The sequence below is a fragment of the Acinetobacter sp. 22301 genome (genome assembly GCF_052045285.1).
Lineage (GTDB): Bacteria > Pseudomonadota > Gammaproteobacteria > Pseudomonadales > Moraxellaceae > Acinetobacter > Acinetobacter pittii.
This window is the reverse complement of sequence record NZ_JBQEOR010000001.1, coordinates 853,816-880,737: the sequence shown is the minus strand read 5'-3', so window position 1 is coordinate 880,737 and position 26,922 is coordinate 853,816. Positions and strand designations below refer to the sequence as shown.

Below are 26,922 nucleotides of genomic sequence, written 5' to 3'. Positions count from 1 at the left end.
ACCAATGTACAAGGTGTATTTGCTGCGGGTGACTGTACGACTGTACCTTACAAGCAAATCATTATTGCTACAGGTGAAGGTGCTAAAGCATCACTCTCAGCGTTTGATTACATCATCCGTTCTGGGCAGTAAAATTTAAGTCCAAAACGAAAGAGCCAAAGGATATCCTTTGGCTCTTTTTCTTTTTATGGTTTATATAAACCGTGTTCGACTAAATGCTCTCGTAAAATACGACGTAACTCTAATACAGCTTGTGGTGTCAGTTGGATTGAATGACCACCTGGAAGAACTTTCTCAGATTTTGCACCTTCTAAGTGAGCACTCTTATAAGGGACAATACCATCGGTAATCACATTTGGATCATCACTCTTGGTGATGTTACCCATAATAGAGTGGAAAACTAATCCTTGGTGTGGATTAATATCTTTTGTGAGTTCCATAAATTTAGATTGATGACTTAGATCGCTCGGTCCATTTTGAATCAAACCATTATCAATATTACTCAAGAAATCTTTAACATCTAAATTTTCAGTTGTCAGTGAAGTCGCTACAGCTGACAAAAATGCACCTGGTAAACGAATAATTTTACGTGCCGCCAATGTAAACCAACGATCTGCATAATCTGTACCGCGATGAGGGGAAGCCAAGAAAATTGCACGATCAAAATTATTGATTGAATGCATTTGCAATCTTTCAGTAACCATTGGATGTTTTTTAAAGCGGTTTTGCTGACGAATCGTCATCAATTCTAAGGCAGGTTTAGTAATATCTCCATCACTGACCAGTAAACGGCTGATAATACCTCCCATGCTATGTCCAACAAGAACTGCATCATGCGCGGCAGGGTCACTTGGGTTTAATGAACTAAAAGCTTGTTTGAGTAGTGCATAAATCTGAAAACGACTTTCTAAAATTGGCATGTTAGTCGAATAGAAAACTTGCCAAACTTGGTAATTGTCTCTTAAAACCGTATCGCCCATCACATCGTTAGTAAGAGCAATCCATGCCTCGGGGCTACTTGCTAAACCATGCACCAACACGATAATTTTTTTGTTTGGATTATAAGGTTCGAGCATATATAAATGCGGCATAGTTAAATGCTGATCGCGGTCAATCAGAGTTAAATAAGCTGCAACCCCTAAATTATTTTCGGCTAACCATAGGCCATAAGGTGCTGAAAAGTTAGCTGCTAGAGGATATTGTTTGCCTGCTACATTAATATTATCTGTTCGATATGGGTCATAAACTCGAATCACGAACTCTGGATTATTAATGATTTCTTCGACAGTAGTCGCGTGTTTAGGTTCAGCTACAATAGTCGCAGCCAAGTAGCGTGCATTATGAATATTTGGATTAACACCATTTTTATAATTATATTTAAGCGGGTCTAGAATATATTCATTAATATCTTCATTTCCTGAACGCGGAAAAACAGCCACGAATTCTGAGCCGAAACCATCGCGGCGGTTAATGGTTCTTAAGCCAGAAAAATTCAGGTTATAACTTGAAATTAATTTTTCTAGTTTTTGACCCGTTAATTGTTTATGAAATTCAAAATCGATTGAATAAATACTTTTATCAATATGAATTTGTGGTTCAACAACATTTTTCTTTGGATGTCTTAAGTCATAAACACCGACCATTTTGGCGATTGCTTGATTATAGAAATCGCGAATTTGAACTTGTCTATTATCAAAAATACGGTCATTAGGCTTACGTTTTGTTGAAAATAGATAGGCATAGCTATAGCGAATACTTTTATCTAATAGGCTCAATTGCTGGTCTAAGCAATCATCATATCTATTCAGAAGATTCTTTTGTTCTTCTTCAGATTTATGTTTAGTAAATCTACTTACTTTACAGTCAGATGTATCTGATAAAGCCATTGCTTTTGCGAGATACATCTCGCTTGCTGCTGATAAGAACTGTTCATCTAAAATTTGAGGAAGGTTTTTGAGTTGATTTACACAGGTTTCAGGTGTATCTGTACAAACTTTAGCTTCCTGACCAGACATTGATAAAACATTCAGACTCGCTTCGCTGAGTTTATCTTGGGTAAGAATACTATTACGTTCGTTTGCAATCGTTACATTCAAAGCTTGCTGTTTAACATTTACGACCTGACAACCACTCAGAATTGAACCGAGTAGTATGACCGTCAACAGTGTTTTGCTTCTTTTTATTGAAAACATTATGGTCAAAATATAGTGGCTCAATGGTAGGTAGATCATACAAATTTTAAAATATTTTTCAAATGATCAAATATAAAAAAGGGCTGTCAAAACAGCCCTTTTTTATAGAATTAAGCTTATTTTTTAGGTGCAGCAGGGGTAGTTGCTGACATTGCTGGGTTAGTTAAAACTTGCCATACGTTCCAACGACCTTGTTTTTCAATTTCTTGAATTAAACGGTCAGCAATTTCCGCTTCATCTGGATATTTAACTTTATAGTTCTTTAGCGTCTGGATCGCGTTTTTCTTTTGCTCCATTGCAATATAGTTATTTGCAGCAGCTAAATATGCTTCTTGAACATTACCTTTAATGGCTTTGTCTAAATATGGAATCGCTTCACGTTGACCGCCACCTTCAGATAAACCAAAACCGAACCAGAAATTTGTCTCCGCATCATCTGGATTAATTTTTAAAAGTCTTTGAGCATATTCTAAGGATTTAGTGGTATGAACAGTACCTAAATCAAGGTTACGTGCAAGAACACTTGCTTTAAAAGCACGAATTAAAATATCAAATGATGCATTTGGATTTGCAGCAAGTGTATCAAGTTGTTGTGTTACTTCTTTAAGTTTACTTTCAAAGCCTTTACGTTCTTGACGGTCAGTAAAGCGAGGTGGGTAATGACGTGCTTTACCTTCTACTAACTGTAAAAAGTCATCGATAGTAGTCACGTCAATTTCATTTTCACCGGCTAAAACTGCGTATTTCATTGAACGCTGTGAATTATTGACAGTCGGAACGATCAGTTTATTGACGTCGAGAGTAAGCTGTTTGGTTGGATCATCTTGACGATTAACGACCATTTTGGTCACAGGCTGTGCAGCAGCGTCTTTTAATGCAACTTCAAATGCCGGTGGCTGATCATAGTTAAAAGGGTTTAGCGCATAAAAAGGAGGAGTAAGCTCTGGTTCCTTGAAAACAAAAGGCTCAATTTTTTGTTCTTTTACGGGTGCCATTGTACAAGCGGTTAAACTTGAGGTCGCAAGGATTATATATGCCAAAGGCTTAAAATTCATAGGATCTTCCGTTCATTTTAGTAAAGTCAGATTTGGTACAGGTAAGTCTAGGAAAAGCTAAACAGACATGCAAGGGTAAGCGTGTTACATTATGAATCAAGAATATTACGTTTTTGATGTCTTATCTTGCGCACCGCATTCACGACGAACTTCCTCAATAATTTTCAGTTCTTCATCACTAAAAGGCTGTTCATCCTGACTTTCTTTTTTGAAGCTCGGGTCTAGCTCTGATAAACGTTGGCATAAATTATTCATACGCGTTTCATTATGCTGAATACGATCAAGTAAAACACGCATACCCTCTAAAATAGGGTCTGACTGATCAGCAGTTGTCGCATATGGAGCGAAACCAATACTTTGCGCATAATCACGGCGACGTTCTTCATCTTTATTCTTGTCAGGTGCATCTTTATAAATATAGCGAGCAGGGTTTCCTACAGCGGTCACGCCAGCAGGAACAGCTTTAGTTACCACAGCATTTGAACCGACTTTAGCTCCTTTGCCTATGGTAAATGGACCTAAAATTTTTGCACCAGCACCAACAACAACGCCATCTTCTAAAGTTGGGTGGCGTTTGCCAGTCTTCCATGTTGTACCACCTAAGGTCACACCATGATAAAGCGTAACATCATCGCCAATTTCAGCCGTTTCACCAATCACAACACCCATACCATGATCAATAAAAAAACGTTTACCGATTTTAGCGCCAGGATGAATTTCAATTCCTGTTGCAAAACGACTAAATGAAGAAAGAAGGCGAGCAGCACCTTTACAATCTTTTTGCCATAACTCATGTGCGACACGATGCATCATAATCGCATGAATGCCAGGGTAGGTCGTGAGAACTTCGAGTGTATTGCGGGCAGCAGGATCTCGCGCAAATACAGCCTTTATATCTTCTTTCAGCTGTTTAAGCATTGGGTTGATCCTCCTTGTCAGATAATGCTTTTTTCCATTTACCACTGGTTAGGGCTTGTACTCGACTAAAAATACCGCGAAGTAAATGATATTCCATACGATCTAATTGTATACGACCAAATAAACGACGCAAGCGTAAAGGTAACAAACGTGGATTATCTGGATCTAAAAATTCAATTTCAGTCAGCATTTTCTCTAGATGAGGATAAAACTCTTCCATTTGTTGTTGAGTCACCAATGGTTCATCCCATTGCATGCTTTGACCTTGGACTAATGGCATTTCATCTGTATCTTGATCCACGTTTTGTTGTTCTAGAGCAGACATGCGAAGTTCGTAACATACGACTTGAATTGCTTGCGCAACATTTAATACGCCATAGTCCGGATTTACAGGAATTGTTAAATGATAATTTGCCAGTGCTAATTCTTCGTTGGTTAAACCACGATCTTCACGGCCAAAAACAATCGCAATTTGTTGTCCTTGAGTAGTGGCTTTAATGGCTTCTTTAGCTGCAGGTCGTACATCAAGTAGAGGCCAAGGAATAGTACGGCTGCGTGCACTTGTTCCAAATACTAAATGGCAATCTTTAATAGCATCTTCTAAGGTGTCGACAATCTCAAGATGTTCAAATAAATCCTGGGCACCAGCAGCAAGCGCTTGTATGTCTGGGTGAGGATATGTTTTAGGTGCAACAAGAACTAATTTAATTAGCCCCATTGTTTTCATGGCACGTAAAGCACTGCCAATATTGGCAGGCAAGGTAGTGTTTACCATGACAATACGCACTTGTGCTAATTGTTTTGACACAGTGTTGTGATCAAACGAACTCATAAGATTTCCAGAAATTACGAATATTGAGAAACTTCGCTTTGGTATAAATCCAATGCATCGTCCATAGTCATGTCCGCAGGAGGGGAAGCAACGGTTTGCGGACGAGCAGGTTCTGCTGCTTTAGCTGCTTTCGACTTTACTTGATATTCAATATAAATATTATCTTTACCAAAATAATCTCTGAGTTTAGCAAGTAATTCATCGAGAGGAGCAACTTTCCATTGCGGACCAAGTTGAAGCTCAGCTTGAGCATAAGGTTGATCAATCTGTAGCTGTAGAGTGATATGTTGATGCATATCTACATTGCAAAATGGCAAGATTATGTTTTGTAAATCTTTTGCCAAAGTGGCTTGCATAAACTCTTCTGCTAATTTGATCTGAATACTGTTAGCACGTTTTTGTCGTATTTCATTTAAAGTAAAAGCCTTGGTTAAACGGCCCATTGGACGTTCAAAGCCTTCTCTTTCATAAATTTCGCCTTCAAAGACGACAACACGCTCAACTTGGATAATATCTTTAAAACGTTGGAAACGTTCATGGTTGCAACTTACTTCAATACGAGCTGTACCATCATCTAGTACAATAACTACCCGATTCGGGAAGTTTGCGACGTCAATAACTAAACCTGCATACACTGTTGTAACACCGCGACGTGTAGCCGTAATTTCATTTAATTTTACCGGAATAAAAGCTTTAAGTTCTTGTCGGTAAACATCAATTGGGTGACCAGTGAGATATAGGCCAAGCGTGTCTTTTTCGCCTTTTAGACGAACTTCATCACTCCACGGTTTTACTGGTTTAGCTGGCTTACGCTGAACTTCTTCAACCTCACCAAATAAATCCATAATACCGCTTTCACGGTTACTTCGCGCTTGTTCAGCAGCTTGAACAGCTTCAGGCAATTGTGCCATTAAGCTTGCACGTTCAATTCCCAAGCAATCGAGTGCACCTGCACGAATCAACGCTTCAAGAGTACGCTTATTGATTTTCTTCAAATCAATACGATGGCAAAAATCGAATAAATCTGTATAAGGACCAAATTGTCGACGAGAGTCAATTACAGACTGCATTGCTTGTTCGCCAACGCCTTTAATTGCCCCTAAACCATACACAATAGTTTTATCATCGCTCGCATGGAAATGATAAGTCGACATATTGACGGATGGTGGTAAAACTTCTAGGCCATTATTTCGGCAGTCATCAATTAAAAATACAACACTGTCGGTGTTCTGCATTTCCGATGACATTACCGCTGCCATAAACTCAGCAGGATAATGTGCTTTTAACCAGGCAGTGTGGTAAGCAACTAGGGCATAAGCTGCGGCGTGAGATTTGTTGAAACCATAGCCTGCGAACTTTTCCATATAGTCAAAGATATGGTTGGCTGTACTTTCATCAATTCCTTTTTCGGCAGCACCTGCCAAGAAGATTTGGCGTTGCTTAACCATCTCCTCAGGTTTCTTTTTACCCATTGCACGGCGTAGTAAGTCCGCGCCACCTAATGTGTAACCTGCACAGATCTGCGCAGTCTGCATCACCTGTTCTTGATAAACCATAATCCCGTAAGTTGGCTCTAATACACCTTCAAGAAGTGGGTGAAGATATTCAAAATCTCCACCATGCATACGGTGAATAAAGTCAGGAATAAGATCCATTGGACCAGGACGGTACAATGATACGAACGCAATAATCTCTTCAAATTTACTTGGACGTGCTTCTTTAAGCATTCGTTTCATGCCGACGGATTCAAACTGGAATACCGCAGTTGTATTTGCATCGGCAAAGACTGAATATGCTTTAGCATCATCAAGTGGAACATGCGAAATAATGAGCGGATCATTACTATCGCGATTTTTATTAATATTTTGAATTGCGTCTTCAATAACGGTTAAGTTACGTAAACCCAAGAAGTCGAATTTGACGAGACCTGCTGCTTCTACATCGTCTTTATCATATTGAGCAACACGGCTTGTTCCATCTTCATCACAAAGCACAGCCGAGAAATCGGTAATCTTACCGGGTGCAATAACAACACCACCGGCATGTTTACCGGTATTTCGGGTGATACCTTCCAATTTTAAAGCCATTTCCCAGATTTCACTCGCATCATCATTATCTGGGTTTGATGGGTTGGTAACGATATCTTTAAGCTGAGGTTCCATCTCGATAGCAGTGGCTAAGTCCACACCGAGCGGTTTCGTAGGCACCATTTTTGAGATACGGTCAGCTAAACCGTAAGATTTACCTAAAACACGCGCAACGTCACGAATTGCACCTTTTGCCGCCATCGTACCGAAAGTTGCAATTTGTGATACGGCTTCACGGCCATAAGTACGAGAAACATAATCAATAACGCGGTCACGTCCGGCAATACAGAAGTCGACGTCAAAGTCGGGCATCGAAACACGTTCTGGGTTTAAGAAACGTTCGAAAAGTAGATCGTAACGAAGAGGATCAAGGTCAGTAATTTTTAAGCTATAGGCAACGAGTGAGCCCGCACCTGAACCACGTCCAGGTCCTACAGGAACGCCATTATTTTTTGCCCACTGGATGAAGTCCATGACGATAAGGAAGTAACCCGGGAATCCCATTTTGAGGATAATCCCGACTTCGTAGTCAATTCGTTCATCGTAAGGTTTACGAATCTCTGGCCAGTCTTCGCCACGTTTTTCGACAGGGTAGAGATAATCTAAACGTTCTTCTAAACCTACTTTTGACAAATGCTCAAAGTAAGTGTCGATGGTAAAGCCATCTGGAATTGGATAGTCAGGTAAAAAGTAAGTGCCGAGTTGTAGGCTAACATTACAGCGTTTTGCAATGTTATAGGTGTTTTCGATAGCACTTGGGATATCTGAAAACAACTCGATCATTTCGTTCGAGGTTTTAAAATGTTGCTCAGGACTATATAAGCGTGGACGACGATCATCTGCTAATACATAGCCATCAGCAATACAAACACGGGCTTCGTGTGCTTCAAAATCTTCTTTTTCTACAAAGTGCACATCATTATGCGCAACTACCCCGACATTATATTGGGCAGCAAGTTTAGCGGCTTCTTGAATAAAGTCTTCTTCACCAGAACGATCGGTACGTGTTAAAGCCAGATAAACACGGTTACCAAATTTTTCGATCCATGCTTCTAAAAGGGGAGCCGCTTTTTGAGGGTTAGATGAGCAAAGCATCTGACCTACATCACTATGCTGGCCAAGTAAAACGATAATATCTTGATGTTGTTCAAGTACCCATTCTTTTTTTACACATGGAATACTAAGTTGTTGACCTTCAATAAAACCGCGTGAAACGATTTCAGTTAGACTTTTCCAGCCTACATTACTCATTGCAAGTAAAGTTGCACGATGTTGAGCATCGTCAAGGCGAATTGTGCTACCTAAAAGCGGCTTAATCCCTTTTTTTAAACAAGAATTATAAAATTTTACTGCTGCATGAAGGTTTGATAGATCGGTTAATGCCAGCGCAGGCATTTGGTCTTTAACCGCAGCGTTGACCAAGTCAGGTATGCGAACTATCGACTCTGTAATCGAAAATTCTGTATAAATACCGAGATGAACAAACTGCATAAACCAATCCTTAATACGACTGCAGCATAGTTTAGCACGCAAAGTTAAAACGAAATGCTTAATATTTTGGCAAACTGTTAAGGATTTTATTATTTAAGAAGAATGATTTGAATATCTATTGTACAGATTGAATATAAAAGAGCTTATTTTTAAGAAATAGGACCAACCCAAACTTTATGTTTGGGCTGGTTGAAAAACTTAGTACTGCCAGAACATGCGCTGAATTTCTTTCGTGTCATTAGTCTTAGTAAGAGCTAAAGCTGCAAGAAGACGCGCTTTTTGAGGGTTTAAATCATGTGCTGCTACCCAACCATATTTAGAGTCAGGTTGTTCTGCATCACGTAATACGAAACCTTGTGCGACACGTGATGAACGGATAATTTGAATACCGTTTTTGTCGTGAAGATTTTGTAAGGTTGGTACGATATATTTTGGTACAGAACCGTTACCAGTACCTGCATTAATGATCGCTTTAGCACCAGCTTTTGCATACGCTTCATATGCATCTGGAAGCATAGAGTCCGAACCATAAACGATCTGTACAGTTGGAAGTGCATCGCCTTTAATATTTTCAATATTAAACTCTGAAGCATTTGTATGACGCTTTACAGATTGTCTGAACCAGTAAGGCTTGCCTTCAACCAATGTACCTAAAGCGCCCCATTGGCTAACAAAAGCATTTGTATGAATGTTAATGCCTTTAGTTACATCACGTGCAGCAAAAATAGAGTCGTTCATGAGAACCATAACGCCTTTATTTTTTGCATCATCAGAAGCTGCTAAAGCAACTGCACTATAAAGGTTAAGTGGACCATCAGCTGAAAGAGCAGTTGAAGGACGCATTGAGCCAACAAGTACAATCGGTTTATCAGTATGAACAACCAAATTTAAGAAAAATGCTGTTTCTTCTAAAGTATCTGTACCGTGTGTAATTACGACACCATTAACAGATGGCTTTTTAACAAGCTCATTCACTTGACGAGCAATTTCTAATAATTCCTTGTCAGTAATACTCTCAGAAGCGATTTGTAATGCTTGAATACCAGTTACATTTGCCAAATCTTTGATTTGTGGAACTGCGTTAATTAGCGTATCAACAGGAACTTTTGCAGCAGTATAAGTTGCACTATTTGCCGAGCTTGCGCCAGCACCAGCGATAGTACCGCCAGTCGCAACTACAACAACATTATTTTTTGCATAAAGTGGGAGAGAGCAGGCTAATAAGCCCATCGCTAAACCTAAAGATTTAACAGTTTTAGTCAACATCGAAAATATCCTTATGAAGTGACGAAGTAAAAGTTTGTTGAATATGACTGCTTTTCCTAAGCAAAATACATACCATGTAAAACATATTCATAACTTGTTTGAATAAGAAGCATCCTTGAATAGCATTTTGTTTCACCAACAACCGCTTAATCATTGCTTTTATTTAGCGCTAATAAATAACATGAATAAAATAAAAAATCTATTAAGTTTTTCTAATTTATCTTGATTTGTTTACTTTTTAATATAAATAAAACAAATGATTTTTTTATCTGTATAAAATTAAAAAATAATAGATGTGTGTAAGTAATTTTTTGCCATTTGATATTTTTATATTGTTGATTTTTATTGTTATAATTTAATATTAAGATGATTTTAAATTTTCAGTATGAATTGAAAAATAATTCTATTAATTTAATATAATTTAATTGTTGTAAATTGAATTAAAATTTAATCACTTGGTATTTATTTTTAAAAATATAAAATTTGTTTGAATAATTTTCATTCTATTTTTAAGGTTTGATTTAAGAAAATTTAATAGCAGTTTAAAGTCATTATTTAATATAAAAATATAGGTGAATTTCTGCCAGTAATTTTAAAATAAAAAAAGAGCAATTTTATAAGGTCATATAAAATTGCTCTTAAGTTGGGAGAGTGGGAGAAAAGAGAAACTTAAGCGGTCGTTTGTTCTTGAGTTGATTTAATTAATACTGGTTCTGGTAGTTCTTCAGTATCAGCCACTTTATCGCCTTCAAGCTTGGCAACAACTGCGGTAGCAATACTGTTACCTACTACGTTTGTTGCAGTACGGCCCATATCAAGGAACTGATCGATACCGAGTAATAAAAGGATGCCAGCTTCAGGTAAATGGAACATAGTGAGCGTCGCTGAAATAACTACAATAGAAGCTCGAGAAACACCTGCAATACCTTTACTTGTTACCATTAGAGTTAACAAAATTAAGATTTGTTGAGTGAAACTAAGATCAATATTGTAGGCCTGAGCAATAAAGAGCACTGCAAACGTGGTGTACATCATTGAACCATCAAGGTTAAATGAATAACCTAAAGGTAATACAAAGCTCGTTACTTTTTTAGGCACACCAAATTTATTTAGTGCATCCATTACTTTAGGATAGGCTGATTCACTTGAAGCTGTAGCAAAAGCAAGCGTTACAGGTTCACGAATTAATTTACCTAAGCGGAAAATATCTTTTTTAAGTACGATTGCACCTACTGAGAATAAGATGATCCACAGTAATAAAAGACCAAAGTAAAACTCCGCGATTAAAATGCCATAGTCAACAATCAAGCCTAAACCTTGTACTGTAATTGCTGAAGCGATTGCTGCAAATACTGCAACAGGTGCAAACATCATGACGTAATCAGTAATACGGAACATGATTTTGCTGAGTTCATCAGTTAAACGAATGATAACTGAATCTTTTTCTTTGCCTTGATTTACAAAAGCAAGGGCTGAGCCAAAGAAAATAGAGAAAACAAGGACTTGCAAAATATCATTGTTTGCCATTGCTTCAGCAATACTGCGTGGGAAAACATGGCTTAAAAATGATTGTAGAGTGAAGCCTGTAGTCGCTGGAGCAGAAGAGCTACTCAATTGTTGTGCAGTTGGTAATACTAAATCTAGAGCTGCACCTGGTTGGAAAAAGTTTGCCAGACCCATACCGATAGCAAGCGATACGAACGAAGCAGTAATAAACCAAGTCATTGATTTAAGGGTGATACTGCCGATTGATGTAGATTTCCCCATTGATACAATGCCTGAAACAATTGTGGCAAATACCAATGGAGCAATAATCATTTTGATAAGGCGTAAAAAGATATCTGTAGGTATGTTGAGATAAGAAGCGATTTGCTTCAATTGTTCACTCTCATTAAAGAAGTGGTGACAAATCCAACCTGTCAGTATGCCAAGTAAAATAGCAACAACAATATACTTGAGCAATTTCTTTTGCTTCATATGAACCTCTATCCATTTGATTCAATCATCCTTTGATGGGATTTGAATGATTGAAAGCTTTCCTTGTTAGTTCAGTTCGGTTGTTCTAACGATGTTATCTTCCTAGATCTGTATCTGTTTTAACCGAATCGAATATGGTGATGTTGTTATGGAGATGGATTGTTGCTCGATTTTGAAGCAGTGTGAAATGCAAAAAAATATTGATCCATGCATTTTTTGCATAATAAAGGTTAAGTAGATTGAAGGAAATCAAGTAATTTAAAACGTATGGTAAAAAATATATAAATCAAAAAATTAACTAATTCTTAAAGTCGAAAGAATCATAAATTTTATAAAAATTATTTAAATACAATAATTTATTTTGTGTTGATAAAATTGTTATGTGGTTAGAAGATTCTTCTTTTATAAAAATGAAAAAAATAGAATTATAAAAAAGGCACCTATTTAGAGATGCCTTTTTTGTTATGCATTTTTTTAACGACGATTGGCTAAGAAACGACCTAGACGGGTAATTGCTTCACGTAATTCATTTTCAGCAGGTAAGAAAACCACGCGGAAATGATCAGGTGTTGGCCAGTTAAAGCCTGTACCTTGCACCAATAAAACTTTTTCTGCACGTAGCAAATCAAGCATTAACTTTTCATCATCTTCAATTGGGTAGATGTTCGGGTCAAGGCGCGGGAAACAGTACATTGCTCCATCTGGTTTTACACAACTTACGCCTGGAATTTCATTAAGCATTTCCCAAGCAATATTACGCTGTTCATATAAACGGCCACCAGGACGGATCAAGTCATTAATTGATTGATAACCGCCTAGGGCAGTTTGAATCGCATATTGAGCTTGAACGTTTGCACATAAGCGCATTGACGCTAACATGTCTAATCCTTCGATATAGTCGGCAGCACGGCTTTTATCACCCGTAATTGCCATCCAACCTGAACGGAAGCCTGCAATACGATAAGCTTTTGATAAACCATTAAAAGATACACAAAGCTGGTCGCCCGCTAATGACGCTACTGAAACATGTTCAATGCCGTCATAAATAATTTTATCGTAAATTTCATCAGCAAATAAAATTAGATCATATTTTTTTGCAATCGCTACAATCTGTTCAAGAATGTGGCGTGGATATACTGAACCCGTAGGGTTGTTCGGGTTAATGATGACAATACCGCGAGTATTCGGAGTAATCTTACTTTCAATATCAGCAATATCTGGGTACCAGCTATTTTCTTCATCACATTTATAATGAATTGCTGTGCCGCCTGAAAGATTAACTGCTGCTGTCCAAAGCGGATAGTCCGGCATTGGAATCAGCATTTCGTCTCCATCATCTAATAGGCCTTGCATAGCCATTACGATGAGTTCAGATACGCCATTACCAATATACACGTCATTGACATGCATATTGAGAATTCCTTTTTGCTGGTAATACTGACAAATTGCTTTGCGAGCAGGGAAGATACCTTTTGAGTCAACATAACCAATTGCGTTTGGTAAGTTTAAAGCAACATCATTAATAATTTCTTGTGGTGCTTCAAATCCAAAAGGAGCAGGATTGCCGATATTCAGCTTAATGATTTTATGTCCTTGCTCTTCCATTTCATTGGCGGCTCGTAAAACTGGTCCACGGATGTCATAACAAACATGCTCAAGCTTCGATGATTTTTTGATTTCTCGAGTAGATGGCATGGAATGGATGGTAGCAGTATTTTTAGACATAACGGGATTCACTTTTGCATATCGGTATAAATAACTTTTAAATGTTTTAACTGTTACCAAATTTAGATCATGTTGATCTTTCAATAGTTCAACAATTTTTTCATGGGTAAAACCCGATTGTTGATATTGTTTAATAATTGGTAGTAGTTGTTGGAAAACCACACTTTTTTTCTGAGACATGTTCTGTCCTATACAACCGTGCGCACTTAGAATAGCACTATGTTTGCTTGCTTTAAAGAAGATTAGTAATAAATTTGCTTACTTTTGATTTTGTATTTTGCTTACTTTTTGCTTTTTGTTCTTTATATGTTTAAATTCCAACAAATTTTACGTTCAGAGACTAGTGTTTTTGTGATGAATGGCGTAAATATAAAACTCGATCATCAGAAATGTTTACTTCAGAATAAAAGGTGTATGTCATGGGAAAAGTCAATAAAACAGACCGGGAATGGCAAAGAGAGTTATCACCAGAAGAGTATCGGATTACACGACAAAAGGGCACTGAACCTGCATTTACGGGGCAATACTGGAATACTAAGCAACATGGTACCTATGTTTGCCGTTGTTGCGGCGCAGAGTTGTTCTCATCAGATACCAAATATGATAGCGGTTGCGGTTGGCCAAGTTTCTTCCGTCCGATCAATGGTGCTGTCATTGATGAACATGAAGATTTAACGCATGGTATGGTCAGAACTGAAATAGTTTGTCATGATTGCGAAGCTCATTTAGGGCATGTATTTGAAGATGGACCACAGCCGACTGGTTTGCGCTACTGTGTAAACTCGGCATCATTACAACTGAAAACAGAAGAAAAAAATGATGAGGAAACCTATCCATGAGTAATATTTATCAGTTTGAAGCTGAGCTGTTAGAGGGTGAAGTTAAGCAATTGGCTGATTACAAAGGTAAAGTTTTACTAATTGTAAACACTGCCAGTAAATGTGGTTTTACACCACAATTTGCTGGCCTCGAAAAACTATATGAAAAATATAAAGATCAAGGATTAGAAGTTTTAGGTTTTCCCTGCAACCAGTTTGGTGGGCAAGATCCAGGAAGCAATAAAGAAATTGGTAGCTTCTGTCAGCGTAACTATGGGGTGAAATTTCCCATGTTTGCTAAAGTTGATGTAAAAGGCCCGGAAGCCCATGTGATTTTTAGATATTTAACACGTGAAGCTAAAGGTATTTTAGGTAGTAGTAGCATTAAATGGAACTTTACCAAATTCTTGGTAGGTAAAGATGGTGCTGTTTTAAATCGCTATGCACCTACGACTAAGCCAGAAGCTTTAGAAGCTGATATTGAAAAAGCATTAGCGAGTTAATCGTTTAAATGAACGCTATTCCTCAAGCTTTTGAGTTTTGGCAAGATGGGCGAATGCCGTATGTTGAAACCAGAAGATCCTGTTTAAGCCGAACGTGTTATAAGTCTCATAGTCATCCAACGTTTTCTATCGGGGCTATAGACGAGGGGAATAGCGTTTTTCAAAGTTCATTTGGTACACCCCAAAAGATTGATGCTGGTACTTTGGTGATTGTACCAGCACATATTGAGCATTCATGTAACCCTTTGCCGGATCAGGCTTGGAGTTACCAAATGCTACATTTGGACATAAGGTGGTTAAATCAGCTGTATTCAGAATTTCGAGAACATGGTCTGGATTTGCATCTGCCTCAGCATAAGCCGCTCATAATAAAAGAAGAAACTTTATATCAGGCTTTTTCTGATATGAATGAAACTTTATTTGATCCTGAAAAATTAATTATTGAAAAAGAACAGTCGCTGATCTATTGCCTTACCCAGCTGTTACTCCCTCATTTCGTATTACAAGAAATACAAAAAACTGAATATTTGTATGAAGATTTTTTGGACTTAATTCATATTATTAAATCGTCAGAACGATTTATTTCTCTTGAAGAGCTTGCAGAGCAGGTTGGTCTTAGTCGATATGCAATCATTCGTTTATTCAAGGCCAATGTTGGTTTAACTCCACATGCATTTCAAATTAATTTAAAGATTAATCAAGCCAGAGCTCAATTAAAGCAAGGGATTTCACTCGCAGAGCTAGCTGTCAATTTAGGCTTTAGTGATCAAAGCCATTTTCATAAAGCTTTTAAAGCACATACGGGAATTACTCCTCGACAGTTTCAACTTGCAGCCGCGCAATAATTTACAAGAAATTATTTTTCTCTATTTTTAAGCTACTCCATACAATTTTAAAGATGAAATCGTTATGGAAGTTTTTTTGGTTATCGCCTTTACTCACTTTTTAGCACTACTATCTCCAGGTCCAGATTTTTTTCTTATTTTGACCAGTCTTTTGCAAAAAGGAGCGCGTTATACCTATGGCGTTATTCTGGGAATTACTTTGGGTAATGCTGTTATCTTAATGGTGTGTATATTTGGATTTATGGTGCTTGGCAATTTAAGCACAACGATTCTTTTAGTACTTAAATGGCTGGGGGCTGGATATTTAGTTTATTTGAGTTTTCTTTGTTTTAGAGCCACTCAAGGAACAAACTTAAATATTACTGTTGCTGAAAATAGTTTGGTTGAACAAGAGTCTACTTATAAGAGTAAAGTTAAAAGCTTAGTTCTGGGTTTGCAATCCAGTCTTCTTAATCCTAAAAATATTATGTTTTATAGTAGTTTAATGCTACTTATTCAACAGGAATTTAGCTTATTTCAAAAATTACTAATGAGTATATGGATGACAGGAGTAGTTTTTGGCTGGAATTTATTATTGGTTCGTTTATTGCGTCAAGAGCGGGTATTAGCACAGATTAAACGTTCTGCTAGAGGAATATATTATTGCTCTAGTTTGGCTTTCATTTTGTTCGCAGTGTTATTGGTTGTTTATAGTTAATGCAGATTGCATAGCCTCCTAAATAATACTGAAGGCTATGCAATTTTGCTGGGTTTAAAGAATCGCTTTTAAACGTTTAACGACTTCTTCACATTGTGCCAAATCTGCTACTAAAGCCATACGCACATGGTTGGCACCAGGGTTACCTTGTTCGGTATCACGAGATAGATAACGACCCGGTAAAACTTTAATATGTGCTTTTTCCATGAGCATTTTGGCAAAAGTTTCATCATTATCGACTTTTAACCAGTAATAAAAACCAGCATCAGGTTTTTGTAGTGGGAGCAGATGACCTAGCTCAGATTGGAATAAATCAAACTTTGCACGATATTGCTTACGGTTTTCTTCAACATGGTTTTCATCGTTCCACGCTGCGATTGAAGCAAGCTGGTGTTGTACTGGCATTGCAGCGCCGTGATAGGTGCGGTATTGCAAATATGGCTTTAACAGATCGGCATCACCCGCTACAAAACCTGAGCGCAGACCTGGTAAATTTGAGCGTTTTGAAAGTGAATGAAATACGATACAGTTTTTGTAGTCATCACGGCCAAGCTCAGCACACACTTCTAATAGACCAGTAGGTGCTTGATCAAACCAAAGCTCTGAATAGCATTCATCAGAAGCAATAACGAAATTATATTGATCAGATAGAGCAATTAGCTTTTTAAATTGTTCTTTAGAAAGCACAGTACCTGTTGGGTTACCCGGTGTACATACAAAAAGTAGGGCTGTTTTTTCCCAAACTTCTGCTGGTACTGCATCAAAATCACCTAAATAGCCATTTTCTTCCGTGCAATTAATGAAGTATGGCTTTGCACCTGCAAGTAAAGCTGCACCTTCATAAATTTGATAAAACGGGTTCGGCATCACCACATAAGGTGCATCTTCACGATTAATTAATGCCTGTACAAAAGAGAAAATGCCTTCACGTGTACCAGAGACAGGCAAGATGTGGTTTTCAGCACTAATGCTGTTAAGTTTAAAGCGCTTAGTTAACCAATCTGCAATGCTTTGGCGAAGCTCAGGTAAGCCTTTACTGTTTGGATAAGTTGATAGGTGGTTAAAGTTATCAATAATAGCCTGTTTAACAAACTCTGGTGCTGGATGCTTAGGTTCGCCAATTGATAGAGGAATCAAGGGAAGGTTAGCAGGAGTAGTATCCTTAAAAAGTTGGTTTAACTTTTCAAATGGATACGGGTGTAATAACGACAAGCTAGAGTTCATTAAACAGTTACCAAGTAGTTGAGTTTCAGTGCTGACAAATTTGATTAGATGCTTCATCTAATGCAGCTTTCAGTTTTTCCGAGAAGAGTTTGACCTCTTCGTTATTCAGCGGTTTTCCATCTTTTTTGGTGACAAAGAAAATATCTTCGGCACGTTCGCCTAAAGTTGCGATTCGGGCTGAATGGATGTCTAAACCTTGCATCATAAATAAACCACCGACGCGTGCAAGTAGGCCAGGGTGATCGAGTGTTGAAATTTCGACCATATTTTGCTGTAAGGCTTCATTTAATGTTACGTCGACTGTATTTTCAATATCGAAATGACGTAATTGACGTGGAATACGACGTTGCATGAGTCCCGGATATTGGTCTGGTTGGCTAAGGGCTTTCACTAATGCATTTTTAACGGTTTCTTCACGTTCTGGGTCGGTAAGCAATGTCCCGAAACGATCAAGTACAACATAAGTGTCTAAGCTAAATGCTGTACTTGCCGTGATAATTTTTGCGTCCTGAACGTCTAAGTTCATTCGGTCTAAAACGGCAACAGTGGTGGCAAATAGGTTAGGTTGATCGCGAGTATAAATAAAGATTTGCACCGCATCTTGAGCTGCTTTACGGTGAGCACGCAGGAGGACTAATGGCTCTGGATTATCACCGTGTTTTAAAATTGCTTGTGTATGCCACGCAATTTCATCCGCTGATTCTTTAATGAAGTATTCATCACCTAGTTCTTGCCATACTTTTTCGACATCTGCCAATGCGAAGTTATTTACCAGCAATTCACTTGCTGCAAATTTGGTGTCTTCAATCAGCATTTGGTAGTCAACGGGACGGCCTAAACCTGTACGGATTACATCACGAGCATGCGTATAAAGTTGACGCATGAGAGAAGCGCGCCATGTGTTCCATAGTTTTGGATTTGTCGCGTTAATATCGGCAACCGTTAAGGTATATAGATAATCAAGATGCTCCATATCGCCCAGTTTCTCTGCAAAATCTTTCACGACATCAGGATCAGAAATATCTTTTTTCTGAGCGGTCAAAGACATGAGCAAATGGTTTTGAATAAGCCATGCAATTAATTTGCATTCACGCTCTGTAAAGCCATGTGCACGGCCAAACTCAATCGCGTCTTCTGCGCCGAGTTCGCTGTGGTCACCACCGCGACCTTTTGCGATGTCATGGAATAAAGCAGCAATGAACACAATATCTTGACGAGCAAGACGTTGGAAAACTGAACTTACTACAGGGAATTCTTTGGCAAATTCAGGTTCTCTAAAACGATTTAAATTACGCAGCAATAATAATGTGTGAGCATCGACCGTATAGATATGGAACAAGTCATATTGCATAAGGCCCATAATTTGGCCAAAAGCAGGAATATAGTTTCCTAAAACACCATATCGTTTCATCGCAACCAAGGTATCGTATAAACGATATGGTGAGCGAATAATCGACATAAACAGTGCTTGATGCTCTGGATTATCGCGATAACTTTGGTTGATTCGTTTTGCGGCAAGAATAAGTAAGCGTAAAGTCCGGGCGCGAATACCTTCAATATCTGGTCGATTGGCTAAAATATAGAACAACTCTAAAATCGCGCTTGGATGCTCGGCGAATATTTTATGATGTTGTACGGCAAGTTTATTATCGACAATTTTAAAGTGATCGTTAACAACTTCAATTTTGCGTTCATAGTTGGGCAGTCGAGGAGTAATCACTGACTCGCTAAAATACGCAAGCAACATTTCATTGAGTGTTGAAACTTGCTGCGCCGTACGGTAGTAGCGTTTCATGAACTGCTCAACACCATAATTTACAGGTTGGCCTTCTTGACGAACATAACCAAATTTAGCGGCAATTTCCCTTTGGTGGTCAAAGAGTAAACGGTTTTCATCACGTTTAGCTAAACGGTGTAAATGATGTCGAATTTCCCAAAGAAAACTTTCAGCTTCTTCTAAAACTGCCAATTCAAACTCTGAAATGAAACCTAAATGTACTAAGTCATAAATACGATTTACGCGAAAGTGACGTTTGGCTATCCAGCCAATTTGGTTAATGTCACGTATACCACCCGGTGCATTTTTAATGTCGGGTTCTAAATTACTTTCAGTATTGTTGTGTTGATGGTAACGCTTGGCTTGTTCGGCCATTTTTGCGTCATAGAATGTTTTGTCAGTCCATGTCTGCGAAACAATACGGCGAGGCCATTTCGCAAGCTGACTATTGCCAGTAATTAACCGCGCTTCAATTAAAGTTGTTGCAACGGTTAAATCGGTAGCAGCCTGTTCAACACAGCTTTGAATCGTGCGAACACTAATGCCGGGTTTAAAGTTTCCAACGTCCCATAAAGAAGAAATAAATGTAGAGATACGTTTTTCGTTTTCTTCGTTAATTTCATGCTCCGATAGGATCATGATATCGACATCGGAATAGGGCAACATTTCACGGCGCCCATAACCGCCTACAGCAAAAAGGCCCAGTTCTGTCTGATCGAGTTCAGCATGTTTCCATAAAAAGATCAGTGCTTCATCTACTAAATCTGAACGGGCTTTAATGATTTCACGAATAGATTGCCCATTTTCATATGAATCTTGCAACTGTTTTTCTACATCCGTTCGCCATTGATTAATGGCTTTAATATCATGATGACTTGAGACATAGTTCAACAATGGCGATATATTGATCATGAAAATGGGTCTACCAATAAGTAAAAATTAAGAGTTTGTTTGAACGCTTACTTGATCAGCGGTTTCTTTCGCTAAAGTACGAGCAAGATCAGTATTTTCAGCACGAGCGGTTGCTACCCCCATACGACGACGTTTGAAACCTTCTGGTTTGCCAAACAGGCGTAAATCGGTGTCTGGGTGTGTTAAAGCTACATTGAGATTGCTATAACTTAAATTGCTGGCATCAACTCCAGCATAAATTACCGCACTTGCTGCAACACTGTGGCGTGCTGTGTTTACAGGTAAACCTAAAATTGCACGTGCATGCAGTTCAAATTCACTTTGAAACTGAGATGCTAAAGTTACGAGTCCTGTATCGTGTGGGCGAGGTGAGACTTCACTAAACCAAACCTTGTCGCCTTTAATAAACAGTTCTACACCAAAAATACCACAGCCACCAAGTGCAGTTGTCACTTTATTTGCAATACGTTTTGCTTCTTCAAGTGCCGCCGCCGTCATTGGTTGAGGTTGCCAGCTTTCTACATAATCCCCGGCATCTTGGCGGTGACCAATTGGGTCACAGTAATGAGTTTCGATTTCACCAGTTTCAGGGTTTTTAGCGCGAACGGTAAGTAATGTAATTTCAAAATCAAAATCAATTTGAGATTCAATAATAACCGTGCCTTGGTTAACACGGCCACCTTGCAATGCATATTCCCATGCAGCATCGACTTCATCGAAACTTTTTACACGAGACTGACCTTTACCTGAAGATGACATGACTGGTTTTACAAAGTTTGGATAACCAATGTCATCGCAAGCGGCGCGGAAGCTTTCGAGCGTATCAGCAAAACGATAAGCAGAAGTAGGTAGGCCAAGTTCTTCAGCCGCAAGACGGCGGATGCCTTCACGGTTCATTGTGAGGTTTACAGCTTTAGCAGAAGGGATGACAGTTGCTGTTTTGCTCGCTTCAATTTCAAGTAAAACTTCTGTCGCAATTGCTTCAATTTCTGGAACAATTAAATTTGGTTTAATTTTCTCGATGAGTTGTTTTAATTGGGCAGGATCTGCCATGTTTAATACATAAGAAAAATGTGCAACTTGCATTGCTGGTGCGTGATCATAACGGTCGGCTGCATGTACTTCTACACCAAGGCGTTGTAAGGAAATTACAACTTCTTTGCCAAGCTCTCCTGAACCTAACAATAAAACTTTAAATGCAGAAGATTGAAGTGGGGTACCGAGTGTCACGCTCATGCGAATCATCCTGACAAAATTATTTTTTTAAGCATAGCAGAACTTATGGTGGAGTTAAGCCTTATCATGCATAAAAAAAGTAATTTTGTCGGACAATTAAAAAAGTGGTTTTTAGATATTAACCTGATAGTTTAAAAGCAATTCATCCGCATTTTTACCACGGATGCCCCAATTTTCTTTAGGTGTTTCAAAAATAGTAATTTCAATGTCTTGTGGAGAAATTTTGCATTGTTCTTGAATATTACGAAATAAGGTTTGAATAAGCTGCTTTTTAGTGGCTGGGCTGCGGCCTGCAAACATTGAAAGTTCGATAATAATGTAATGCTGGCTCCTGTCAGAAGGATAAATGAAATTTCCTGGTTTAAGGCTAATAAAACGTTGAAACTTCTTCTCAACAGGATATTTCAATTCTTCAATAAGCGCTTGATGGATTGCATGAGAAAGTAATTCTCGGTACTGCATAATGGTTTGTTCATTTGCATAAATTTTAACTTGTGACATTTTTATCTCTATTAAGTAGCTAAGGTTATCTTTTTAATCAATTCAAAAATTAAATTTTCCAAGCCAGAAGTTTCAATCTTAAACGCCTCTAGCCAGATTTTATTTTATATAAGGAAGATCAGTTTATCTATTTATAAAGGTAAATAAGTATAGATCAGACCATAAACAATTGCGGCAGTTAAAGTTGCTGGTACGATTTTCTTAAATTTAAAATAAAGACCTGCTAAAACTAAAAAACCGATAAGCATTGCGAAACTCTTATTGGGATTTTCAAGGAGAGATGGAAGAGTAGCAACTACAAGCATGGCACTAATTGCAGATATTCCAATACTTCCCAAAGCAATTTTTATCCAGATTGAGCCGCGTCTTTGCTGCGAACCCTGTAATTTTTGTATTACAAAAAAAGGTCCAAAGCGTGAAGCAAAATTGGCTATGCCCACAATAATGCCGACCAGAATAATTTCTAGGTTCATATTAAGCCTCAACCTCATCATACTGTTTCAGCACATAATGTTTAAATAGACCAGCTAAAATGCCTGAAAAAATACCAATAAAGATAGCCGCTGATAAGTTAATCCAATAACACGCCAAAGCTGAAACTACTAAAGATACAGCAACAACAAGGCTATGCTTTCGTTCAAATGCCGCTAATAAAAAACTTAAAAATAAAGCAGGTAATAAGAAGTCTAAAGCTGCTTGTAAAAACTTTGGTAAATGAGCAACTTGATTGGCAAATAATCCACCTAACAAAGAGCCACTTGCCCAAGCCATCCAACTAAATAGACTTAAGCCTAACATCCAAGACTCGGACCATTGTTGTTTGCGCTGTGAAAGTTGGATCATTCCACTGGCAAAAACTTCATCCGTTAAACCCCAAGCCCATACTGCCGTTTTCTTAAGATTTAATTTGTTTGGAATCAGGTTGTATAGAGCAGGTCCATAAAGGACATGGCGAATATCTAGTGCAATGACTGTTAATGCTGTTAGCCAGATGGATGAACCGCTAGCCAAAAGAGCGACAACCAAGAATTGGCTAGCGCCTGCGTACATTGAACAAGATAGAAAAAAGGCTTCCCACGGTGTAAAACCAAACTGAGATGCAGAAACGCCAAAGGCAAAAGAAACGGGTAAATAGGTGAGTACGATAGCTTGGCTATCTTTGGCGCCTTGCCAAAAAGTTGCTGTTTGGGCAGGCATCAATTGTTGTTCGGACACAATACACCTTGGCAATAAACCAAATGATAAAAATACTTGAAAGATTGAGTATTGTAGCCGAATTTAATAGCATAGTGCCGAAATGTTTAATCGGCAGTTTGATATGTTCAAGGCAAAGATTCGTTTAGTTTATATCGCCATGATGAGTGCAGGTATTTTTACATTGCAGGGCTGTGATAATGGTAATCAGGGTGTAGAAAAAAAAGTAGAAATTAAGCCAGCACCGAAACTAACCAATGATGCAACTGTTTATGCTCAAAAAGCATGGACATTAATTAACACGGTTGAGCATTTAGTTTATGAAAAACAACTCAGCCAAATTGATGACAAAGTTCGTAAACCTTTACGTCAATTGAGTACAGACTGGCGCATTAATGTAAAAATGACGGATTCGGTGACAGAAGGGAAATATGCACTCTGCCGTAAGGCCCTGACAAGTTTAGATATATGGGCACGCGAAACACGAGAAAATAATAGTTCAGTTGCCCAAAAGCAAGCGGACTATGAGCGAGATAAGGCTCAATGTAAGGATGCGATCGATACGCCAAATCTTGGAAATACTTCGCCAAAATAAAACTAATGAATATAAAAAAGCGAGATGATCAATCTCGCTTTTTTTGCTTTTAAACGATAATGAGTGAATGTGAATTACGGTTTTGTGGCAGCTTTAGCGGTGTTTGCAGTCTTCACAGCATCTTGTTTCATTTGATGAGTCATTTGCTGTGATTCATGTTGAGCATGAGTCGCGCTGGTCATTGCATCATGTTTTTGAGTGCTTAAGTCTTTTTTAACATCCTGTTTAGTTTTAGTTACCTCTTTCTTGGCTTTTTGAGCGGTAGCTTTTCCATGTACCGCTACACATTTTCCACCTTTGTGATTCGGTCCTGTACCGCCTTGTAGTTGAGTTCCTTTTGGACATGCAAATGCCGAAACACTTAACATAGCCAATACGCCTGCTGTAAGAATTGTTGATAATTTTTTCATGTTAATCAGCGCCTTGTTGAGTATTATTTCTCAGCTTGAGTGTAGGGTGAAAATATCTGCTTTAACACATTTATTTTGTGGAAATAGAGTTTGAACAATGTTTTGATTTGCAGTGTTATCTATTTTTTTAATTTAATTTTAAGTTTTTATTATTTAGCCGCTTTTAAAAAATTAGGATTGCGCTTGAGCAACTACTTTCAATTTCTCAATATCTAGAATCTCAATTTTTCTAAAAGCAATTCTGATGATTTTCTGTTTTTCGAGCAGGCTCAGCTCATGATTGATTGTCTGTCTAGATGTAGTCAGCATATTTGCCAACTGTTCTTGAGAAATATGTATGTGATGATCTTGAATAAGAATATGATTCCCATATCCTTCTAAAATGAATAGAAGGCGCTGAGCCAGCCTTTGAGAAATACTACATGTTTGGATAGCAATCTGTTCTAAGAAAACGTACCTGAGTTTTTGACTGGTTAAACGTGCAAAATAGTACCAATAATATGGATTGTCCTTGAGTAGCTCATTTAAAGGCTTCGCTGGAATATGTAGTACTGTGCTTTTTTTCAAGGCAATCGCATCATGTGAGCGCGGTTCATGATCAATTAAAGATATTTCACCAAACCACATAATCGGCTCAGCAATTGCAGAAAGTGCTTCATTACCATTTACGTCGACATAACCCAAACTAATTGAGCCTTCAAGTACAGTATAAATGCCATCAAATAGATCTTGAGCATGGAAAACATAGCTATTTTTCTCAAAGGTGATTTGTTTGCCATGTTCTAAAATAAAGTTTTGGAATGCTTCTGGAAGCACACTAAACCATGTGTTTTCTTTTAGTCGATTAATATAAATTAGGTCCAATATTCGGTCATCCATGAAAAAATTCATTACTTTGTCAAATAGCTGACAACTTTACGTTTTCCTTATATGTATAGTATGACTATATGTAAGTGAATAGGGAATAACTCATGTCAAATCTGGAGCAAGAGCTTAGCAAATATGCGGCTTATCATTTAAATCATAAAAATATATTGACGCATTTTATTGGTATTCCGCTGATCGTGTTTTCAATTTTATGTTTAACCGTAAGAGCTGGAGTCGATATTGGTAGTTTTAAACTGACTTTAGCCATAGTCCTGATTGCAGCTAGTACGATCTATTATTTCATTTTAGATAAAGTTTTTGGCGTAATTATGCTGATTCTTTTAGCCGCTGTTTATCCACTGGCGAGCCAAATTGCTCAATTATCCTTAGGACAATGGTTAGCGGCAAGTATTGGTTTCTTTGTGGTGGGGTGGGTCTTTCAGTTTGTGGGACATTATTTCGAAAAGAAAAAACCAGCTTTTGTTGATGATGTGATAGGACTTGCGATTGGGCCATTATTTGTATTGGCAGAATTTATATTTATGCTAGGTTTTAGAAAGCCTTTGCATGCGCGTATTTTACAAGAGGCGCGCAGTAAACGAGAGGCGATGGATTTAAGTCATTAAACATAAAAAAAGCCCCAATATGATGGGGCTTTTTTTTGAGCTTTAACTTATACGTTAAAACGGAAGTGCATTACATCGCCATCTTGAACAACGTAAGTTTTACCTTCTAAACGCCATTTACCAGCTTCTTTAGCGCCGTTTTCACCGTTGTATTGTACGAAGTCATCATATGCAACAACTTCAGCACGGATGAAGCCTTTTTCGAAGTCGGTATGAATCACACCAGCGGCTTGAGGAGCGGTTGCGCCAACTTTTACTGTCCATGCACGTACTTCTTGTACACCAGCAGTGAAATAAGTCTGTAAACCTAAAAGTGCATAACCTGCACGAATAACCACATTTAAGCCTGGTTCTTCCATGCCCATTGCTTCTAGGAACTCAGCACGATCTTCATCTTCTAATAATGAAATTTCAGCTTCGATCTGGTTGCAAAGAGGAACAACAATTGCGTTTTCTTCCGCAGCAAGTTTTTTTACTGCATCTAAATGCGGGTTATTTTCAAAACCATCTTCTGCAACGTTTGCAATATACATGGTTGGTTTTAAAGTCATTAAACCAAAACCACGAACTAATTTGCGTTCGTCATCAGATAAATCAGCTGCACGCGCTGGTTTACCTTCGTCAAGTAACGGTTGGATTTTTTCTAAAACTGCTTTAGTTGCTACAGCTTCTTTATCACCGCCTTTAGCAACTTTAGTTAAACGTAAAATTGCTTTTGCAACAGTTTCAAGATCGGCAAGTGCAAGTTCAGTATTGATGGTTGCGATGTCGTCTAATGGATCAATTTTGCCATTTACGTGAATCACGTTTTCGTCTTCGAAACAACGTACAACATGAGCGATTGCATCAGTTTCACGGATGTTAGCAAGGAATTGGTTACCTAAGCCTTCACCTTTTGACGCACCAGCAACAAGACCAGCAATGTCTACAAATTCCATGGTGGTAGGCAAAATACGCTGTGGTTTTACAATCGCAGCAAGTTTGTCTAAACGTGGATCTGGTACAGGAACAATACCTGTGTTTGGTTCAATGGTACAGAAAGGGAAGTTTTCCGCTGCAATCGCTGCTTTCGTTAATGCATTGAAAAGGGTAGATTTCCCTACGTTTGGCAGACCAACAATACCGCAATTAAAACCCATGAAAACCACTCACAAATGTGTAAATTAAAAATTGT

Annotated in this window: 23 protein-coding genes and 1 pseudogene; 7 read left to right on the top strand and 17 right to left on the bottom strand. The window is 38.2% G+C overall.

Going from position 1 to position 26,922, the window contains the following annotated elements; all coding sequences use genetic code 11:
* Window positions 1–132, top strand: a pseudogene (locus ACTJJH_RS04130) (FAD-dependent oxidoreductase); the annotation flags it as partial.
* 53 nt (window positions 133–185) lie between these two features.
* On the opposite strand, the gene ACTJJH_RS04125 reads toward ACTJJH_RS04130, so the two are convergent.
* From ACTJJH_RS04125 to ACTJJH_RS04090, 8 genes are all read right to left on the bottom strand, one after another.
* Entirely contained in the window at window positions 186–2,192 is a 2,007-nt protein-coding gene (locus ACTJJH_RS04125; RefSeq protein ID WP_440600776.1) for an esterase/lipase family protein, read from the bottom strand.
* Window positions 2,193–2,308: 116 nt separating this feature from the next.
* Complete coding sequence (locus tag ACTJJH_RS04120) at window positions 2,309–3,247, bottom strand: ABUW_2363 family tetratricopeptide repeat lipoprotein (protein WP_017399898.1); 939 nt, start codon at window positions 3,245–3,247, stop codon at window positions 2,309–2,311.
* A 105-nt stretch (window positions 3,248–3,352) separates the two neighbouring features.
* The gene (gene cysE, locus ACTJJH_RS04115; protein ID WP_014206521.1) at window positions 3,353–4,165 is read right to left on the bottom strand and encodes a serine O-acetyltransferase; all 813 of its coding nucleotides are present in this window, start codon (window positions 4,163–4,165) and stop codon (window positions 3,353–3,355) included.
* On the bottom strand, window positions 4,158–4,997 hold the full coding sequence (locus ACTJJH_RS04110) for an RNA methyltransferase (RefSeq protein WP_017399896.1): 840 nt from the start codon (window positions 4,995–4,997) through the stop codon (window positions 4,158–4,160). The genes cysE and ACTJJH_RS04110 overlap by 8 nt, the downstream gene beginning before the upstream one ends.
* A 14-nt stretch (window positions 4,998–5,011) precedes the next feature.
* On the bottom strand, window positions 5,012–8,575 hold the full coding sequence (gene dnaE / locus ACTJJH_RS04105; RefSeq protein ID WP_440600775.1) for a DNA polymerase III subunit alpha: 3,564 nt from the start codon (window positions 8,573–8,575) through the stop codon (window positions 5,012–5,014).
* 198 nt (window positions 8,576–8,773) lie between these two features.
* Window positions 8,774–9,841 carry a type II asparaginase gene (locus ACTJJH_RS04100; protein WP_014206524.1) on the bottom strand — a complete coding sequence of 356 codons (1,068 nt, stop codon included), beginning with the start codon at window positions 9,839–9,841 and terminating at the stop codon, window positions 8,774–8,776.
* 669 nt (window positions 9,842–10,510) lie between these two features.
* Window positions 10,511–11,818 (bottom strand): dicarboxylate/amino acid:cation symporter, encoded by a 1,308-nt coding sequence (locus ACTJJH_RS04095; protein ID WP_440600774.1) that lies wholly within the window; start codon window positions 11,816–11,818, stop codon window positions 10,511–10,513.
* Window positions 11,819–12,292: 474 nt separating this feature from the next.
* Window positions 12,293–13,723 carry a pyridoxal phosphate-dependent aminotransferase gene (locus ACTJJH_RS04090; protein WP_014206525.1) on the bottom strand — a complete coding sequence of 477 codons (1,431 nt, stop codon included), beginning with the start codon at window positions 13,721–13,723 and terminating at the stop codon, window positions 12,293–12,295.
* 239 nt (window positions 13,724–13,962) lie between these two features.
* Here ACTJJH_RS04090 and msrB point away from each other — a divergent pair, with 239 nt between their 5' ends.
* The 4 genes from msrB (at window position 13,963) to ACTJJH_RS04070 (ending at window position 16,406) form a co-directional block, all read left to right on the top strand.
* A complete protein-coding gene (gene msrB, locus ACTJJH_RS04085; protein WP_002114184.1) occupies window positions 13,963–14,382 on the top strand; it encodes a peptide-methionine (R)-S-oxide reductase MsrB in 420 nt (139 codons plus the stop codon).
* Complete coding sequence (locus tag ACTJJH_RS04080; RefSeq protein ID WP_002114194.1) at window positions 14,379–14,864, top strand: glutathione peroxidase; 486 nt, start codon at window positions 14,379–14,381, stop codon at window positions 14,862–14,864. The genes msrB and ACTJJH_RS04080 overlap by 4 nt, the downstream gene beginning before the upstream one ends.
* Before the next feature lie 8 nt (window positions 14,865–14,872).
* Window positions 14,873–15,709 (top strand): AraC family transcriptional regulator, encoded by an 837-nt coding sequence (locus ACTJJH_RS04075; protein ID WP_068531258.1) that lies wholly within the window; start codon window positions 14,873–14,875, stop codon window positions 15,707–15,709.
* Between the two features lie 64 nt (window positions 15,710–15,773).
* A complete protein-coding gene (locus ACTJJH_RS04070; RefSeq protein ID WP_032034752.1) occupies window positions 15,774–16,406 on the top strand; it encodes a LysE family translocator in 633 nt (210 codons plus the stop codon).
* 54 nt (window positions 16,407–16,460) lie between these two features.
* Here the strand turns inward: ACTJJH_RS04070 and dapC are convergent, their stop codons facing one another.
* From dapC to ACTJJH_RS04040, 6 genes are all read right to left on the bottom strand, one after another.
* Entirely contained in the window at window positions 16,461–17,630 is a 1,170-nt protein-coding gene (gene dapC, locus ACTJJH_RS04065; protein WP_025469676.1) for a succinyldiaminopimelate transaminase, read from the bottom strand.
* Between the two features lie 25 nt (window positions 17,631–17,655).
* A complete protein-coding gene (glnD, locus tag ACTJJH_RS04060) occupies window positions 17,656–20,319 on the bottom strand; it encodes a [protein-PII] uridylyltransferase (protein WP_000608324.1) in 2,664 nt (887 codons plus the stop codon).
* 27 nt (window positions 20,320–20,346) lie between these two features.
* Complete coding sequence (purT, locus tag ACTJJH_RS04055) at window positions 20,347–21,564, bottom strand: formate-dependent phosphoribosylglycinamide formyltransferase (protein WP_262729657.1); 1,218 nt, start codon at window positions 21,562–21,564, stop codon at window positions 20,347–20,349.
* Window positions 21,565–21,666: 102 nt separating this feature from the next.
* Window positions 21,667–22,056 (bottom strand): tautomerase family protein, encoded by a 390-nt coding sequence (locus ACTJJH_RS04050; RefSeq protein ID WP_057062660.1) that lies wholly within the window; start codon window positions 22,054–22,056, stop codon window positions 21,667–21,669.
* A gap of 131 nt (window positions 22,057–22,187) precedes the next feature.
* Window positions 22,188–22,529, bottom strand: a complete 342-nt coding sequence (gene ygaH, locus ACTJJH_RS04045) for an L-valine transporter subunit YgaH (RefSeq protein ID WP_440600773.1) — start codon at window positions 22,527–22,529, stop codon at window positions 22,188–22,190.
* Between the two features lies 1 nt (window position 22,530).
* Window positions 22,531–23,253: an AzlC family ABC transporter permease gene (locus tag ACTJJH_RS04040; RefSeq protein WP_440600786.1), complete on the bottom strand. Its 723-nt coding sequence runs from the start codon at window positions 23,251–23,253 to the stop codon at window positions 22,531–22,533.
* A gap of 121 nt (window positions 23,254–23,374) precedes the next feature.
* Here ACTJJH_RS04040 and ACTJJH_RS04035 point away from each other — a divergent pair, with 121 nt between their 5' ends.
* Window positions 23,375–23,845: a hypothetical protein gene (locus ACTJJH_RS04035; RefSeq protein ID WP_205666252.1), complete on the top strand. Its 471-nt coding sequence runs from the start codon at window positions 23,375–23,377 to the stop codon at window positions 23,843–23,845.
* A gap of 74 nt (window positions 23,846–23,919) precedes the next feature.
* Here the strand turns inward: ACTJJH_RS04035 and ACTJJH_RS04030 are convergent, their stop codons facing one another.
* Entirely contained in the window at window positions 23,920–24,255 is a 336-nt protein-coding gene (locus ACTJJH_RS04030) for a hypothetical protein (RefSeq protein WP_005076398.1), read from the bottom strand.
* 171 nt (window positions 24,256–24,426) lie between these two features.
* Complete coding sequence (locus ACTJJH_RS04025; protein WP_005076396.1) at window positions 24,427–25,134, bottom strand: Crp/Fnr family transcriptional regulator; 708 nt, start codon at window positions 25,132–25,134, stop codon at window positions 24,427–24,429.
* 92 nt (window positions 25,135–25,226) lie between these two features.
* Here ACTJJH_RS04025 and ACTJJH_RS04020 point away from each other — a divergent pair, with 92 nt between their 5' ends.
* The gene (locus ACTJJH_RS04020) at window positions 25,227–25,748 is read left to right on the top strand and encodes an Mpo1 family 2-hydroxy fatty acid dioxygenase (protein WP_440600772.1); all 522 of its coding nucleotides are present in this window, start codon (window positions 25,227–25,229) and stop codon (window positions 25,746–25,748) included.
* A gap of 47 nt (window positions 25,749–25,795) precedes the next feature.
* Here ACTJJH_RS04020 and ychF read toward each other — a convergent pair whose 3' ends face one another.
* Window positions 25,796–26,887, bottom strand: a complete 1,092-nt coding sequence (ychF, locus tag ACTJJH_RS04015; protein WP_004642544.1) for a redox-regulated ATPase YchF — start codon at window positions 26,885–26,887, stop codon at window positions 25,796–25,798.
* Between the last annotated feature and the right edge of the window lie 35 nt (window positions 26,888–26,922).

Excerpts from the sequence above, each read along its gene's own strand:
- ACTJJH_RS04095 (WP_440600774.1), bottom strand. The coding sequence starts at position 11,818 with ATGAAGCAAAAGAAATTGCTCAAGTATATTGTTGTTGCTATTTTACTT.
- cysE (WP_014206521.1), bottom strand. The coding sequence starts at position 4,165 with ATGCTTAAACAGCTGAAAGAAGATATAAAGGCTGTATTTGCGCGAGAT.
- glnD (WP_000608324.1), bottom strand. The coding sequence starts at position 20,319 with ATGATCAATATATCGCCATTGTTGAACTATGTCTCAAGTCATCATGAT.
- ACTJJH_RS04075 (WP_068531258.1), top strand. The coding sequence starts at position 14,873 with ATGAACGCTATTCCTCAAGCTTTTGAGTTTTGGCAAGATGGGCGAATG.
- msrB (WP_002114184.1), top strand. The coding sequence starts at position 13,963 with ATGGGAAAAGTCAATAAAACAGACCGGGAATGGCAAAGAGAGTTATCA.
- ACTJJH_RS04110 (WP_017399896.1), bottom strand. The coding sequence starts at position 4,997 with ATGAGTTCGTTTGATCACAACACTGTGTCAAAACAATTAGCACAAGTG.
- ACTJJH_RS04025 (WP_005076396.1), bottom strand. The coding sequence starts at position 25,134 with ATGGATGACCGAATATTGGACCTAATTTATATTAATCGACTAAAAGAA.
- ACTJJH_RS04080 (WP_002114194.1), top strand. The coding sequence starts at position 14,379 with ATGAGTAATATTTATCAGTTTGAAGCTGAGCTGTTAGAGGGTGAAGTT.
- dapC (WP_025469676.1), bottom strand. The coding sequence starts at position 17,630 with ATGAACTCTAGCTTGTCGTTATTACACCCGTATCCATTTGAAAAGTTA.
- ychF (WP_004642544.1), bottom strand. The coding sequence starts at position 26,887 with ATGGGTTTTAATTGCGGTATTGTTGGTCTGCCAAACGTAGGGAAATCT.
- ygaH (WP_440600773.1), bottom strand. The coding sequence starts at position 22,529 with ATGAACCTAGAAATTATTCTGGTCGGCATTATTGTGGGCATAGCCAAT.
- ACTJJH_RS04100 (WP_014206524.1), bottom strand. The coding sequence starts at position 9,841 with ATGTTGACTAAAACTGTTAAATCTTTAGGTTTAGCGATGGGCTTATTA.
- ACTJJH_RS04120 (WP_017399898.1), bottom strand. The coding sequence starts at position 3,247 with ATGAATTTTAAGCCTTTGGCATATATAATCCTTGCGACCTCAAGTTTA.
- ACTJJH_RS04090 (WP_014206525.1), bottom strand. The coding sequence starts at position 13,723 with ATGTCTCAGAAAAAAAGTGTGGTTTTCCAACAACTACTACCAATTATT.
- ACTJJH_RS04125 (WP_440600776.1), bottom strand. The coding sequence starts at position 2,192 with ATGTTTTCAATAAAAAGAAGCAAAACACTGTTGACGGTCATACTACTC.
- ACTJJH_RS04070 (WP_032034752.1), top strand. The coding sequence starts at position 15,774 with ATGGAAGTTTTTTTGGTTATCGCCTTTACTCACTTTTTAGCACTACTA.
- ACTJJH_RS04020 (WP_440600772.1), top strand. The coding sequence starts at position 25,227 with ATGTCAAATCTGGAGCAAGAGCTTAGCAAATATGCGGCTTATCATTTA.
- ACTJJH_RS04035 (WP_205666252.1), top strand. The coding sequence starts at position 23,375 with ATGTTCAAGGCAAAGATTCGTTTAGTTTATATCGCCATGATGAGTGCA.
- dnaE (WP_440600775.1), bottom strand. The coding sequence starts at position 8,575 with ATGCAGTTTGTTCATCTCGGTATTTATACAGAATTTTCGATTACAGAG.
- purT (WP_262729657.1), bottom strand. The coding sequence starts at position 21,564 with ATGATTCGCATGAGCGTGACACTCGGTACCCCACTTCAATCTTCTGCA.
- ACTJJH_RS04040 (WP_440600786.1), bottom strand. The coding sequence starts at position 23,253 with ATGCCTGCCCAAACAGCAACTTTTTGGCAAGGCGCCAAAGATAGCCAA.
- ACTJJH_RS04050 (WP_057062660.1), bottom strand. The coding sequence starts at position 22,056 with ATGTCACAAGTTAAAATTTATGCAAATGAACAAACCATTATGCAGTAC.
- ACTJJH_RS04030 (WP_005076398.1), bottom strand. The coding sequence starts at position 24,255 with ATGAAAAAATTATCAACAATTCTTACAGCAGGCGTATTGGCTATGTTA.